The sequence below is a fragment of the Achromobacter sp. RTa genome (assembly GCF_000757485.1).
GTDB lineage: Bacteria > Pseudomonadota > Gammaproteobacteria > Burkholderiales > Burkholderiaceae_B > Achromobacter.
The window spans coordinates 110,852-123,674 of the sequence record NZ_JPYO01000006.1; the positions used below are offsets into that span (position 1 = coordinate 110,852).

Below are 12,823 nucleotides of genomic sequence, written 5' to 3' on the forward strand. Positions count from 1 at the left end.
CCGGCCCTAGCGGAACACCAGCACCGGCAGGCGGGTGTGCGCCAGCACGCGCTGGGTTTCGCTGCCCAGCAGGAAGCCGGTCATGCCGTGGCGCCCGTGCGAACCCATGATGATCAGGTCGCAGCCCAGGCTTTGCGCCGCCTCGACGATTGCTGCATGGGGATGATCGTTGACCGTGACGATGGCGTTGCACGGCACCAGCGCGTGGCGCGCTTCCGCTTCCAGGCCGTCCAGATACGTTTGCGCGTTCTTGCGTGCCTGGTCGGTATGCTGCGTTTGCGTGGTGCCCAGCATCTCGGCCTGGTAGATCAGCAGATGATCTTCCGGGATGGCGCGGATGAGCGTCACCGTGGCTCCCATTTCCTTGGCGAAAACAAGAGCACGCTTGAAAGCCGATTCGGACAGGAGCGAGCCGTCCACGGCGATGAGCAAGTGCTTGTACATGTTGCCTCTCCTTTAGGAAAAGGAATACCGAGCAACCGCGAATCCAGTATAGGCTCGCGTCCGGCGGCAGGCCAGTCCCGCATACGGACGAGACGCGGCCCGGCCGGCGCCGCCCCGCCATATGCCGATTCCGCATATCGCCATTCGGAATCGGTCCTTCTCCGCGGCGCGCCCGGCCCGTAGGCTTGCCCTACTCGTCATACCTTCAGGAGCCGGACCATGAGCATTCAATCCATCAACGCGCGCAACCAGTTCCGCGGCAAGATCAGGGAGATCGTCCTGGGACCGGTGGTTTCCGAGGTGGACGTGGACACTCCCGCGGGCATCGTCACGTCCGTGATCACCACGCGCTCCGTGAAAGAACTGGACCTGCAGGTGGGCACCGAGGTGCTGGCCTTCGTCAAGGCCACCGAGGTGTCCGTCGCCAAGCTGTAACGCCATAAACGCCACAACGCGGCGCTTCCCCTGCGCCGCCGTTGGGCATATATTGTCAGCGCGATATCCGGCTGTTCCCTCCTGGCTTGTGGCGTGATGCTTTGCGATTCACGGAGAACGGAAAATGCGTCGACTGCATCGGTGGTTCATCGGCTGGTTATGCCTGGGGCTGGCGGCCTGCCTCCCCGCCACGGCGCAGACCAAGCTGGACAACGCGCAACTGGATCAGCTCATGGCTCCCGTGGCGCTATACCCGGATTCGCTGCTGTCCCAGATACTCATGGGCGCCACCTATCCCGACGACGTGGCGGCGGCCGCCAAGTGGTCGGCCGGCCATGCTTCCGAATCCGGCGACAAGGCCGTCAAGGCGGTCGAGGGCGAGGCCTGGGACCCTAGCGTCAAGGCCCTGGTGGCCTTTCCGTCCGTCATGGACATGATGGGACGGCAGCCGGACTGGGTGAAGTCCGTGGGCGACGCCTTCCTGGCCCAACCGGACGCGGTCATGGATTCGGTCCAGCGGCTGCGGGTCCAGGCCCAGAAGGCGGGCAACCTGAAGAGCACGCCGCAGCAGAAGGTCACCTCCAGCACCGCCAATGACAAGACCGTCGTCGTGATCGAGCCGGCGGATCCGCAGGTGGTGTACGTGCCCAGCTACAACCCCAGCGTGGTCTACGGCGCCTGGGCCTATCCCTCCTATCCCCCTTACTACTATCCGCCGCCGCCGGGATCGGTGTTCGCCACCTCGCTGGTGGCCGGCGTCGGCTTCGGCCTGGGCGTGGCCGCCATCAACTCGATGTGGGGCGGTTTCGACTGGGGGCACAACGACGTGGACATCGACGTCAACCGCTACAACAACATCAACGTCAACCAGCGCATCGACCGGACCAACGTCAACAACAACAAGGTTGCCTGGCAGCACAACGCGGCCAACCGCGGTAACGCGCCATATGCCGACCAGGCCAGCCGCCAGCGCTTCGACAGCCAGCGCCAGGCGGGCCTGCAGGACCGCGCGCAGCGGCAGGGCCAAGCCGGCCGCGCGTCCGGCGCGGCGCCAGGGGCCAGCTCCCGCGATGCCGCCCGCGAACGCGCGGCGCAATCGTTTGAAGGCCGTACCGGCCAGGCCATTCCGGGGCACAGCCAGCCGGGCGCTGGCCGGGGCGAGGGCGCCGCGGGACGCGGGCAAGGTCAAGGCCAGCGGCAGCAGGCCGGCCAGGGCGCTCGCGAACGGCCCCAGGCTGGCGCGCAGCACGACCGGGCTTCGGGCATGTCGTCGCAAGACCGCCAGGCCGCCGCCCAGCGCCAGCGCGCGGACGAATCGGCCGCTCGCAACCGGGGCCGGGCCTCCAACAGCACCAATGCGCTGAGCGACGCAGGCAACGGCGAACGCATGCGGCAGCAGAGCCATCGCAGCGAAATGGGCCACGGCGGCGGCGGAGGAATCCAGCGCGGCGGCGGGCACGGAGGCGGAGGGCGCGGCGGTGGTGGCGGACATTTCGGCGGCCGGAGATAAGCATCATGGAAAACGGAACTTTCATGGCTTTCGCCCGTTTGCGCGCGCTGTGCGCCGCATCGGCGCTGGCGCTCGGCCTGGCGGCTCCCGCCGCAGCGCAAAGCCTGTACCCCAGTCCGCAGGCGGCCGCGGATGCCTTCGTCGACGCCATGGCGACCGGCGACCTCGACGGGCTGGCCAAGGTGCTGGGGCCGAATCATCAGCGGATCGTGCCGGGCGGCGTGGCGCAGGAGGATATCTACCGCTTCCTGGCGGCGTGGTCCCGCAAGCACGAGATCATCGCCGACGGGGGGCGCTCCTGGCTGGGCGTTGGCGACTCGGGCTGGACGCTGCCCGTGCCCATCGTGCGCGCCGGCCACGGCTGGCGCTTCGATCCGGCCGCGGGCACGGCGGAAATCCGCCGCCGGGCGATAGGCCGCAATGAGCTGACTGCCATCGAAACCCTGCAGCAGTTGCAGGCTGCGCAGGCGCGCTACAAGGACGGCGTGGGCCAGGGGCGCTACGCCAGCCGCCTGGTCAGCCGGACGGGCGAGCGGGATGGCCTGTACTGGCCGGAGGTCCCAGGTTCCCCGCAGCAGGCTTTCGGACCGGACGCCTTGACCATGGGGCCCGAGGTGCCCTTGGACGATGCCTATTACGGATACCGCTATAAGGTGATCCCGGGCGGGCAGGGCGATACGTATCGCATCGTCGCCTGGCCCGCCCGCTACGGACAGACCGGCATCGGATCCTTCGTGGTGGGGCCCGAGGGCGGTGTGCTGGAGGCCGACCTGGGGCCTTCATCCGCCGCGCGCGCGGCGACATTGCGCGAGCGCGATATCGCCGCTGCAAACTGGGCCGCCGCCAACGCGCAACCCATTGGCGCAAAATGAGTTTTCCGGTTTTCGGGGGCAGATCGGAACACGCTTGTTGCTGGGTCGCAACAGGCGTGTGCGTTTGTGGCGAAAGCAGGCTTTGACGCTCTTTTGTCAGGCCGCCGTGCCTACAATGGCGAGCACCGGGACCCAGCCCGATTTCCCTTTGCCGGACCTAGAAATTGAACCCCAAGCATTTTGTCCGCTACGCCCTGTTCGGCGTAGGGATGGCGCTTAGCGCCGCGGCGGCGTCCACGCCGATTTTCGTCCTGAACTCCCTGGACGCCAACGTCAGCATCATCGATCCGGCCACCTACAAGGAATTGCGGCGCGTGCCGACGGGCAAGGAGCCGCACCACCTGTATCTCACGCCCGACGAAAAGTCGCTCATGGTGGCCAATGCCACCGGCGACACGATCACGCTGATGGATCCCAAGACGGGCGAGGTGCAGCGCACCCTGACGGGCATCGTCGATCCCTACCAGCTTCAATTCTCGCCCGACATGAAATGGTTCGTGACGGCGGCCAACCGCCTGGACCATATCGACATCTATGCGTGGAAGCCGCTGGAAAAGGGGTTCGACCTGGCTCTGGTCAAGCGCATCCCGGCGGGCAAGACGCCCAGCCACATCATGATCGACAAGAACAGCACGACGGCCTATGTCACCCTGCAGGACAGCGATCAGCTGATCGCGATCGACCTGGCAACCCAGACTCCGAAGTGGACGGTGCCCGTGGGCAAGACGCCCGCCGACGTATTCCTGACGCCCGACCAGAAAACCCTCTTGGTGGCCTTGACGGGCGATTCCTACGTCGAGGCCTATGACGTCAGCAATGGCCCGGCCAGGCTGGTGACGCGCATCAAGACCGCCGCCGGCGCGCACGCCTTCCGCGCGCAAGGCGACCATCGCCATCTGTTCGTGAGCAACCGCACCGCCAATTCCATCAGCCGCATCGATATGCAGACGCTGACCGTCGTAGAAACGTTCCCGGTGCCCGGCGGCCCGGACTGCATGGACGTGCTGGCCGATGGCAAGACGTTGCTTGTCACCTCGCGCTGGGCGCGCAAGCTCACCGTGGTGGACCTTGAGCAGAAGAAGGTCTCCAACCAGGTGCCGGTGGGCAAGTCCCCCCACGGCGTGTGGACGCTGAACCATGCTCCGACAAGATAGAGGAAAGAGCCCCCACGCTGCGCACGCTGCGCGCGCTTGCTGCCCCCCGAGGGGGCGTCTTTCGCCTTGGGGCGGCCCGGTGGCGAAAGGGAGCCCCCACGCTGCGCGCGCTTGCTGCCCCCCGAGGGGGCGTCTTTCGCCTTGGGGCGGCCCGGCGGCGAAAGAGGGCCCCCACGCTGCGCGCGCTTTAAGGGGCTTGGCTGGGGCCTTGTTTTTGGCGCTGGCGGTTCCCGCCGCAGGCGCTGCGGAACCGGCCACCTGCGACAAGCCCGTCTACCTGACCTTCGACACCGGCCACATGGGCGTGGCGCCGCTGGTGGCGGATGTGCTGGCCCGCCATCACGTCACGGTCACGTTCTTTCTCGCCAATGAACGCACGCTGACGGACGGCTCCAGCATGGACGACGTGTGGGCGCCCTGGTGGAAGGCGCGCGCGGCGGAAGGGCATGCCTTCGGCTCGCATACCTACGATCACGTCTATTGGCAGGGCGACCTGCCCGGCGGCAGGTTCCGCGTCAAGCCCAGCGCCGGCCCCGACGCGGGCAAGCGCGCCGAGTGGACGCCCGAGCAGTATTGCGCCGAGATCAAGCGGTCCGTCACCCGTTTCCACCAGATGACCGGCAAGAACATGCTGCCGATCTACCGAGCCCCGGGCGGCAAGACCTCGCCGGCGCTGCTGAAGGCGGCCAAGGCCTGCGGCTTCGAGCACGTGGGCTGGGCGCCCGCGGGTTTCCTGGGCGACGAGCTGCCCAGCGACAAATATCCCAATGCCCGGTTGCTGGACCAGGCGCTGCGCACGATAAAGCCCGGCGACATCCTGCTTGCCCATCTGGGCATCTGGTCGCGCCAGGATCCCTGGGCGCCCGCCGTGCTGGAGCCTCTGATTGAAGGTTTGCAGCGCAAGGGCTATTGTTTCGCTACTCTGGACAAGCATCCGGCCTACCGCGACTGGATTGCCACTCATCATTGATCATGGATACGCTTAGTCAACTTTTCGGAGAGTGCCAGCAATGGGTCTTCGAAACGGCGATTCAGCCCGCGCTGTTTCATCTGGGCATGAGCAACTTCATCGAGGACGGCTATGACGCCACGATGTGGCTGCTGGTCGGCCTGCTGCAGATCGCGGTGCTGGTCCTGGTGTTCGGCCCCCTGCAGCGCCTGCGGCCCGTGGAACCCGTCACCGACCGCCGCCAGATCGGCATCGACGTGCTGTACACGCTGATCCACCGGCTCGGCGCGTTCCGCCTGGTGCTCTTCTTCACCATCGATCCGCTATGGGACAGCGTGTTCGGCCAGCTCCACATATGGGGCTTCGCGACGTTCCAGCTGGACCAGTACTGGCCTGGCGTGACCGATAAGGCCTGGGTCAGCCTGATCATCTACCTGCTGCTGTTCGACGCGGTGGACTACTTCTATCACCGCGCCCAGCACCGCTTCGGCTGGCTCTGGGCGCTGCATGCCGTGCACCACAGCCAGCGCCAGATGACTATCTGGAGCGACGACCGCAACCACCTGCTGGACGACATGTTGCGCGACGTGCTGGTGGTGTTCGTGTCGCAACTGGTGGGCGTGCCGCCGGCGCAGTTCGTGATGGTGGTGGCCATTACCCAGCTGGCGCAGAGCTTTTCGCACGCCAACCTGCGCATGCATTTCGGCGCCGTGGGCGAACGCCTGCTGGTCAGTCCGCGCTTCCACCGCCACCATCACTCCATCGCCTACGACGCTTCGTCGCCGGGGCCGGCGGGCGGCTACAACTTCGGCGCGCTGTTCCCCATCTGGGACGTGCTGTTCCGCACCGCGCGTTTCGGCGTGGGCTACGGCCCCACCGGCATCCATGACCAGCAGCCCGAAGCGGGCGCCAGGGACTACGGCCGTAGCTTCTGGTCCCAGCAGTGGCTCGGGCTCAAGCGCCTGGCGGGCCGGGACCGCGACCGCGAACCGGCCGGTGCGCCGCCGGGCCAGCCGCCAGCCGCCGAGCGCGCCTGACGCGCCCAGGCCCGGCGTCAGCCCGCCCAGCGCGACTGGCGGATGACGTCGCAGAAATTGCCGGGCCGGAAGTCCGGCTCCTTGTCGGCGATCACGTCGCCCTTGACGTTGCCGAACGTGGTTTGCGGCTTGTGCCTGATACCGTCGTAAAAGGCCTGGATGATCTCCTCCTTGAAGCGCGGCCCGCGCGGATGGGCCGCCACCACGGCTTGGCGCTGCGCGTCGCTGTATTCGCCATAGGTCAGGCCCAGCACGTCCATTTCCACGCCCGCGGTCACCAGCGCGACGATGGGATCCATGAATTCGGGAATGCCGGGCGTGGTGTGCAGCGCGATCGCCGTCCAGACGAGCTCGATGTCCCGCGGGGCGATGCCGCGGCTTTGCAGGAAATCGCGCGCCGCGTTGGCGCCGTCCACTTCGAAGCGGCAGCAGTTGCTGCTGTGCCGCTGCGTCAGTCCCATGTCGTGGAACATGCAGCCGCAATACAGCAGCTCTGGGTCGAATTTCAGCCCGCGCTGCTTGCCCGCCAGCGCGCCGAAGTAATAGACGCGGCTGGAGTGATGGAACAGCAGCGGCGACTCGGTGTCGCGCACCAGTTCGGTGATTTCGCGGGCCAGCTGGCTGTCGGGGATCTGGATGTCGTCGATGGAGAATGTCATGGCAAAGGCCTTCAGGTAGGGGGTGGCGATTCATTCTGCTGCCGCACTAGAATGGCCTCAATAGGCGTAATACGCCGATTCCTGCCAAATACCGCGATCTGCTGCCATGACCCAAACCATTGCCGTGCTGGCCCTGCCGGGCGTCCAGATGCTCGACGTTTCGGGCCCGCTCGACGTCTTCGCCCAGGCCAATGCGGAGCTGGGGCGCGCGTACTACGTGTTGCGCGTGGTGGCTTATGAACCGGGGCCCGTGCGCAGCTCGTCGGGCGTCTGCCTCCTGCCCGACGCCGTGGTGGGCGACCCGCTGCCGCGCTTGAACACGCTGCTGGTCGCCGGCACGCCGCATGCCTCGCGCGCGGTGCTCAGCACGCCCGCGCTGCAATGGATCCGGGCGACGGCGCGAGAGGCCCGGCGCTACGGATCGGTCTGCACCGGCGCGTTCGTGCTTGCGGCCGCGGGCCTGCTGGATGGGCGCCGGGTGACGACGCACTGGAATGCGGCCCGGGAGTTGCGGCTGGCCTATCCGCGGGTCGAGGTCGAGGAAGATGCGCTGCACGTGCGCGACGGCAAGCTGCGCACCTCGGCGGGCGTGACGGCCGGGCTGGATCTGGCGCTATCGCTCGTCGAAGAGGACCTGGGACGCGAGGTGGCGGCGAAAGTGGCGTCGCAGCTGGTGATGTTCTTCAAGCGCCCTGGCGGGCAGCTTCAGTTCAGCCGCAAGGGGCAGGCCGGGCCGGTCGGCAGGTCGGTGCTGCAGGAAGTGCAGCGCTGGGTGGCGGCGCACCCGCAGCTGCCGTTGTCGGTGGATGCCCTGGCCGCGCACGCGGGCCTCAGCCCGCGGCACTTTGCGCGGCTGTTCCACGCCGAGGTCGGCGTCACGCCGGCGGCCTGGGTGGAGATGACGCGCGTGGCGGCGGCCCGGGCCATGCTGGAGGGCGGCGCCGCCACGCCCAAGCAGGCGGCGGCTCAGTGCGGCTTCGCCAACGTGGACACTTTGCGGCGGGCCTTCGTCAAGCATGTCGGGGTGTCGCCGGCGGCGTACCGGCGGCATCATGGCAGCGGCCCGGATTGAACGCAGGCCGCGGCCCGGTGGCAGGTCAGGCGCCGGGTTGGGCGTCGTGCGTGGTTTCGCGCTTGATCTCGCCGTGCCGGCGTTCCATTTCCTGGCGCAGTTCGCGGCGCAGCCTGGCTGCTTCCATGCGCTGCTTTTCCTCGAGCGTGCGCGGCGCAAGCGGCGGCACCGCGGTGGGGGCGCCCTGGTCGTCTACCGCCACCATCGTGAAGTAACAGCTGTTGGTGTGGCGCACGAGCTTCTTGCGGATGTCTTCGGTGACGACCTTGATCCCGATTTCCATGGACGTGCGGCCCGTGTAGTTCACGGCGGCCAGGAAGGTCACCAACTCGCCCACGTGGATGGGTTCGCGGAACACGACCTGGTCGACGGACAAGGTCACGACGTACTGGCCGGCGTACCGGCTGGCACAGGCGTAGGCCACCTGGTCCAGGTACTTGAGGATGGTTCCGCCGTGCACATTCCCTGAAAAATTCGCCATGTCGGGCGTCATCAGGATGGTCATCGACAATTGGTGGCTAAAGGCGTCGTCCATGGCGGCGTTGAATCTCGGATAAAACGCCTATGGTAGCGGCAGGCGCCCGTCATGGCTCCGTCTTTTCGGCGCTTTCCGGGTTTTCTTCCCGCTGCGCGGCCGGGGGCGCCCACAAACCGTCCAGCAGCGCCGGCCCGGGCTGGTAGACGCGCAGCAGCACGCTGGCCGGGCCCGAGAGCGGCAGGGGCAGCCAGTTGGATTGCGCTTCGGGCGCGGGGACCGCATGGCTGAGGCGCACGTCCAGCGAACCGTCGGCGTTGTAGCGCAGGGGCGCGCGGCTGCCGAGCGCGCGGCGGCCCAGGGGATTCGCGGCAGGCATGCCGTTGCCATCGTACGCCGCCAGCGACCACAGCGCGCCCGCGGGCGGGAGCTGGCCGCTTTCGAAGCGCAGCACATAGCCGTGCGCGCCGTCCAGCGGCGCTCCCTCGCTGTCGGCAGCCAGCAGCAGCACGGCCACGTCCTCGGGCAGGCCCGAGCCCGGCTGCGCCTGGGCGGCCAGCGCGCGCCGCAGATAGGCGTTGCCGTACACGCCGATGCTGGCGGTTTCGCGTTGCCAGCCGTTGACGTCCTGCACCGTCCGGCCCGCCGCGGCCGCCATGCGCTCGCGCGCGGCCCGCATCCCCCGGCGCATGCCTTGCTTGGCAGGGTGGTCGAGCTTGTCGAAATCGAACGGCCTGCCGGGAACCAGGCCTACGCGGCGCAACTGGGCCAGCACGGGCTGGTCCGTGGGGTGCGGCGGATTCTTGCGCAGCAGTCCGGCCGCGTAGGTGAAGAAAGCGTCCGTGGGCATCGATTCCACCTGCTCGCGCACCGGGATGGCCAGGTCCAGTGAGGGATCGGAGCGCAGCCGCTGAGCCTGGGGGGGCAGGTTCCATTGCGCAAGCGGCGTCAGGACGAAGCCGTCCTGCAAGGCGTGGACCGCGGCGTAGTCGGCGGGGCCGTCGGCCTGGATCAGGTTTTTGGCCCAGACATGGGCCGTGGGAGCGTCGATGCGGGCCATGCCCGGAGGCAGCGCGCCGGTCCAACCCGGCGGCACGATGGCGGTATTGCCCTTGGCCGTGCCGGTGCCGCGCTTGCCGAGGATGGCGAAGGCGTCCGTCCACATGTCCAGCAGCGTCAGCGTGTAGAGCCGTCCCTGGGTGTCCGGCGTGGAGAGCACCACCGGACCGCCGGTCAGGTCCAGCCAGGCGGTGCTGCGCAGCATGTCGGGGTTGGCCCACGGCGTGGCGGCCTCGGGTTCCGGCAGGGCCCGTCCGTGCAGGAAGGTATTGGCGGGCGCGCCTTGCGCGCCCCGGGACGGATGGATCGACTGGCGGCGGGTGAGGTCCATCGTCACCAGGGGGTAGAAATAGAGATAACCCTCCATGGCGGCCTGGCGGGCCGCCTCGGTGGCCGCCGCAGCCGGGGTCGGCATGGCCGGCGCGGCACCCGTCATGGCGGGCGCCAGCGCGGCGGCGAAAGACAGGGCCAGGACAACAAGGCGGCGCATCGGCGTTCCTACGGACTAACCGGGAAAAAATGAGGGGGCCGCGTGCAGGCAATCCGCGGCGCGGCGTCGCCGGAAGGCGAGCCTGCCGCCTCCCCGAGGGTGGCGGCCATGGTAGCAGCGGGGCGCGCATCCGGAATCCGTGAAAAAGCGCATTTCCGCGGCCAATTTCTGCCATAGGGGCGGCCGGCGGCGCGCCCGCGGGCCACGCGGCCGGGCCGCGCAAAAGGGCCGCCAAGGCGGTGCTATGCTTTTCGATTGGCGTATGGAGATCGAAATGCCCCAGGATGTTGCTAGCGCCGCGGTGCCGCGGCTGACTTCGCTTTCGCACGGCGGCGGCTGTGGCTGCAAGATTGCGCCGGGCGTGCTGTCGGCGCTGTTGGCGCGCTTCGGCCCCGCGGCCAGCTACCCGGATCTGATGGTCGGCACCGAGACCGCCGACGATGCAGCGGTGTACCGCCTCAACGACGAGCAGGCGCTGATCGCCACCACCGACTTCTTCATGCCGATCGTGGACGATCCATTCGATTTCGGCCGCATCGCGGCGACCAACGCGCTGTCCGACGTGTATGCGATGGGCGGCACGCCGATCATGGCGTTGGCGATCGTGGGCATGCCGATCAACGTCCTGCCGCACAGCGTCATCGCGGACATCCTGCGCGGCGGCGAATCGGTGTGCGCGGATGCCGGCATACCGGTGGCCGGCGGCCACAGCATCGATTCCGTCGAACCCATTTACGGTCTTGCTGCGATGGGGCTGGTGCATCCGGCCCGCGTGAAGCGCAACGCCGACGCCCGGGCCGGCGACGTGCTGATCCTGGGCAAGGGCCTGGGCGTGGGCATTCTGTCGGCGGCGTTGAAGAAAAGCCTTCTGGACGAGGCCGGCTACCGGGTGATGATCGACACCACCACCCGCCTGAACCGGCCGGGGGCGGCGCTGGCCGCGCTGGACGGCGTGCATGCCGTTACCGACGTGACGGGCTTCGGCCTGCTCGGCCATGCGCTGGAAATGGCGCGCGGAGCGAAACTGACGGCGCGCCTGCGGCTGGAGTCCTTGCCCTGGCTGCCCGGCGTGCAGGCCCACGCGGCAAACGGCGTCATTACTGGCGCATCCGGCCGCAACTGGGCGTCCTATGGCGAATCCATCCGCCTGGGCGCCGCGGTCACCGACACGCAGCGCGCCCTGCTGACCGACCCCCAGACCTCCGGCGGCCTGCTGGTGTCCTGCGCGCCGGAAACGGCCGAGGCGGTGCTGGACCTGTTCCATGGGCAGGGCTTCGCCCAGGCCGCCGTCATCGGCGAGATGAGCGCCGGCGAGCCCCTCGTGCGCGTGGAGTAGGCGCGGGGCCCGCGGGCCCTACGAGGTCAGGTCGCGCGCGGTCGCCGCGGCCTGTTCCATCAGCCATTGCATGACGACCTCCGCGTCCGGCGTGCTGCGGCGCGCATTGCGCACCAGCCAGTAGGCAAGATCGGTGGCGCGGGCGGCCTGCCCGCCAACGGCCTCCAGGCGCTTGTCCGCCAGCATCGGGGCGATCAGCGCCAGCCGTCCCAACGCGATGCCGTGGCCCGCCAGGGCTGCATGCACGATCTGGTCGTACTGGTTGAAACGCAGCATGCCCTTGGCGGCCACCCGGCCCAGGCCGCGGGCATTGAGCCATTCGGACCATTGCAGCCAGGGCCGCGTGGGGTCGTCGAACTCCAGCAAGACGTGGCGCTGCAGTTCGCGCGCATCCAGTTCGCGCGCCCGGAGGGACGGGTGCGCCACCGGCACCACCGATTCCCCGAACAGCCAGGCCGCCGTGTCCGGCACGCTGTCGCGCAGGCTGTAGCGGATGGCGATGTCCACGTTCTCGCGGTCGATGTCGATGAGCCGGTTGTCCGCCGCCACGCGCACGTCGATATGCGGGTGGGCCTCCTGGAAGTCGCCCAGGCGGGGCAGCAGCCAGAGCGACGCCACGCCGATGGTAGTGGTGATGGTGACGGGCGTGCGCCTTTCGGGGGCCCGCAGCTGCTCGGTCAAATCGCCCAGCTGGCTCAGCCAGACGTCGGCCATGCGGAATAGCTGGGCGCCTTCGGAGGTGAACGACACGCTGCGGAAGCCGCGCACCAGCAAGGGCACGCCCAGGTGGGCTTCCAGCGCCCGGATCTGGCGGCTGACGGCGGACTGGGTTACATGCAGGTCCTGCGCCGCCAGGGTGATGCTCATGCGGCGGCCCACGGCCACGAAGCCTCGGACGAGATCAAGGGGCGGAAGTTTGGCCAGCGGATATGGCATTCGTAAAACTCATGCGTACCGGACAGAAATGTCGCTTGAGCAATAGTACTCCGCAGGCGTTCAATAGAACCCAGACGACGGATCAACGGGCGTTGCCCGGCGATCCGCCTCGATTGCCGCCGCCGCGGCCCGGGAGGAACGCCATGATCCAGGTATGTTGCACTGCGGGAATGTCATTCCGTTTGGCCGGCGGGTCGACTATGCTGCTCAAGCGGGCATCGGGCCTCCGCATCGTGTGTCACGCCGGCACCTTGTGGGTCTCCGAATACCGCCGCTTCGATGACAGCGTGCTTCAAGCCGGTGATTCCGTTACCGTCGGCAGCGATCGCGACGTCGTTCTCAGCGGCCTGCCGGATGCGCAGGTCGCGCTAATTTCCTAGGGTCCTACCGGAGTT

Annotated in this window: 14 protein-coding genes; 9 read left to right on the forward strand and 5 right to left on the reverse strand. The window is 68.1% G+C overall.

The features are described 5' to 3' along the window. Window positions 1-6 precede the first annotated feature (6 nt). Window positions 7-444, reverse strand: coding sequence for a universal stress protein (locus tag JL37_RS03535; protein WP_043542030.1), 438 nt, complete (start codon window positions 442-444; stop codon window positions 7-9). A 219-nt stretch (window positions 445-663) separates the two neighbouring features. Between JL37_RS03535 and JL37_RS03540 the strand changes: the two genes are divergently transcribed. From JL37_RS03540 to JL37_RS03565, 6 genes are all read left to right on the forward strand, one after another. Further along, the gene (locus JL37_RS03540; protein ID WP_043542031.1) at window positions 664-879 is read left to right on the forward strand and encodes a molybdopterin-binding protein; all 216 of its coding nucleotides are present in this window, start codon (window positions 664-666) and stop codon (window positions 877-879) included. A gap of 124 nt (window positions 880-1,003) precedes the next feature. Further along, entirely contained in the window at window positions 1,004-2,389 is a 1,386-nt protein-coding gene (locus JL37_RS03545; protein ID WP_043542032.1) for a DUF3300 domain-containing protein, read from the forward strand. A gap of 5 nt (window positions 2,390-2,394) precedes the next feature. Further along, window positions 2,395-3,261 carry a DUF2950 family protein gene (locus JL37_RS03550; RefSeq protein ID WP_043542033.1) on the forward strand — a complete coding sequence of 289 codons (867 nt, stop codon included), beginning with the start codon at window positions 2,395-2,397 and terminating at the stop codon, window positions 3,259-3,261. A 209-nt stretch (window positions 3,262-3,470) separates the two neighbouring features. Beyond that, window positions 3,471-4,415: a beta-propeller fold lactonase family protein gene (locus JL37_RS03555; protein WP_043542035.1), complete on the forward strand. Its 945-nt coding sequence runs from the start codon at window positions 3,471-3,473 to the stop codon at window positions 4,413-4,415. 196 nt (window positions 4,416-4,611) lie between these two features. Further along, the gene (locus JL37_RS03560) at window positions 4,612-5,385 is read left to right on the forward strand and encodes a polysaccharide deacetylase family protein (protein ID WP_043542036.1); all 774 of its coding nucleotides are present in this window, start codon (window positions 4,612-4,614) and stop codon (window positions 5,383-5,385) included. 2 nt (window positions 5,386-5,387) lie between these two features. After that, the gene (locus tag JL37_RS03565) at window positions 5,388-6,401 is read left to right on the forward strand and encodes a sterol desaturase family protein (RefSeq protein ID WP_043542038.1); all 1,014 of its coding nucleotides are present in this window, start codon (window positions 5,388-5,390) and stop codon (window positions 6,399-6,401) included. Between the two features lie 17 nt (window positions 6,402-6,418). Here JL37_RS03565 and JL37_RS03570 read toward each other — a convergent pair whose 3' ends face one another. Continuing rightward, window positions 6,419-7,060: an HD domain-containing protein gene (locus JL37_RS03570; RefSeq protein ID WP_043542039.1), complete on the reverse strand. Its 642-nt coding sequence runs from the start codon at window positions 7,058-7,060 to the stop codon at window positions 6,419-6,421. 106 nt (window positions 7,061-7,166) lie between these two features. Between JL37_RS03570 and JL37_RS03575 the strand changes: the two genes are divergently transcribed. Then, window positions 7,167-8,132, forward strand: a complete 966-nt coding sequence (locus JL37_RS03575; protein ID WP_043542041.1) for a GlxA family transcriptional regulator — start codon at window positions 7,167-7,169, stop codon at window positions 8,130-8,132. Between the two features lie 25 nt (window positions 8,133-8,157). Here JL37_RS03575 and JL37_RS03580 read toward each other — a convergent pair whose 3' ends face one another. After that, a complete protein-coding gene (locus tag JL37_RS03580; RefSeq protein ID WP_043542042.1) occupies window positions 8,158-8,667 on the reverse strand; it encodes an acyl-CoA thioesterase in 510 nt (169 codons plus the stop codon). A 49-nt stretch (window positions 8,668-8,716) separates the two neighbouring features. After that, complete coding sequence (locus JL37_RS03585; protein WP_043542044.1) at window positions 8,717-10,156, reverse strand: DUF1254 domain-containing protein; 1,440 nt, start codon at window positions 10,154-10,156, stop codon at window positions 8,717-8,719. 274 nt (window positions 10,157-10,430) lie between these two features. Here JL37_RS03585 and selD point away from each other — a divergent pair, with 274 nt between their 5' ends. Continuing rightward, window positions 10,431-11,492, forward strand: coding sequence for a selenide, water dikinase SelD (selD, locus tag JL37_RS03590; protein ID WP_043542118.1), 1,062 nt, complete (start codon window positions 10,431-10,433; stop codon window positions 11,490-11,492). 18 nt (window positions 11,493-11,510) lie between these two features. On the opposite strand, the gene JL37_RS03595 is transcribed toward selD, so the two are convergent. Then, window positions 11,511-12,428, reverse strand: coding sequence for a LysR substrate-binding domain-containing protein (locus JL37_RS03595; RefSeq protein WP_043542047.1), 918 nt, complete (start codon window positions 12,426-12,428; stop codon window positions 11,511-11,513). A gap of 170 nt (window positions 12,429-12,598) precedes the next feature. Here JL37_RS03595 and JL37_RS03600 point away from each other — a divergent pair, with 170 nt between their 5' ends. Then, window positions 12,599-12,808 (forward strand): DUF2917 domain-containing protein, encoded by a 210-nt coding sequence (locus JL37_RS03600; protein WP_156124205.1) that lies wholly within the window; start codon window positions 12,599-12,601, stop codon window positions 12,806-12,808. Window positions 12,809-12,823 lie beyond the last annotated feature (15 nt).

Bases quoted from the DNA above. Each gene is read 5' to 3' on its own strand.
- JL37_RS03535 (WP_043542030.1), bottom strand. From the start codon at position 444: ATGTACAAGCACTTGCTCATCGCCGTGGACGGCTCGCTCCTGTCCGAA.
- JL37_RS03565 (WP_043542038.1), top strand. From the start codon at position 5,388: ATGGATACGCTTAGTCAACTTTTCGGAGAGTGCCAGCAATGGGTCTTC.
- JL37_RS03575 (WP_043542041.1), top strand. From the start codon at position 7,167: ATGACCCAAACCATTGCCGTGCTGGCCCTGCCGGGCGTCCAGATGCTC.
- JL37_RS03570 (WP_043542039.1), bottom strand. From the start codon at position 7,060: ATGACATTCTCCATCGACGACATCCAGATCCCCGACAGCCAGCTGGCC.
- JL37_RS03550 (WP_043542033.1), top strand. From the start codon at position 2,395: ATGGAAAACGGAACTTTCATGGCTTTCGCCCGTTTGCGCGCGCTGTGC.
- JL37_RS03555 (WP_043542035.1), top strand. From the start codon at position 3,471: ATGGCGCTTAGCGCCGCGGCGGCGTCCACGCCGATTTTCGTCCTGAAC.
- JL37_RS03540 (WP_043542031.1), top strand. From the start codon at position 664: ATGAGCATTCAATCCATCAACGCGCGCAACCAGTTCCGCGGCAAGATC.
- JL37_RS03585 (WP_043542044.1), bottom strand. From the start codon at position 10,156: ATGCGCCGCCTTGTTGTCCTGGCCCTGTCTTTCGCCGCCGCGCTGGCG.
- JL37_RS03595 (WP_043542047.1), bottom strand. From the start codon at position 12,428: ATGCCATATCCGCTGGCCAAACTTCCGCCCCTTGATCTCGTCCGAGGC.
- JL37_RS03580 (WP_043542042.1), bottom strand. From the start codon at position 8,667: ATGGACGACGCCTTTAGCCACCAATTGTCGATGACCATCCTGATGACG.
- selD (WP_043542118.1), top strand. From the start codon at position 10,431: ATGCCCCAGGATGTTGCTAGCGCCGCGGTGCCGCGGCTGACTTCGCTT.
- JL37_RS03600 (WP_156124205.1), top strand. From the start codon at position 12,599: ATGTCATTCCGTTTGGCCGGCGGGTCGACTATGCTGCTCAAGCGGGCA.
- JL37_RS03545 (WP_043542032.1), top strand. From the start codon at position 1,004: ATGCGTCGACTGCATCGGTGGTTCATCGGCTGGTTATGCCTGGGGCTG.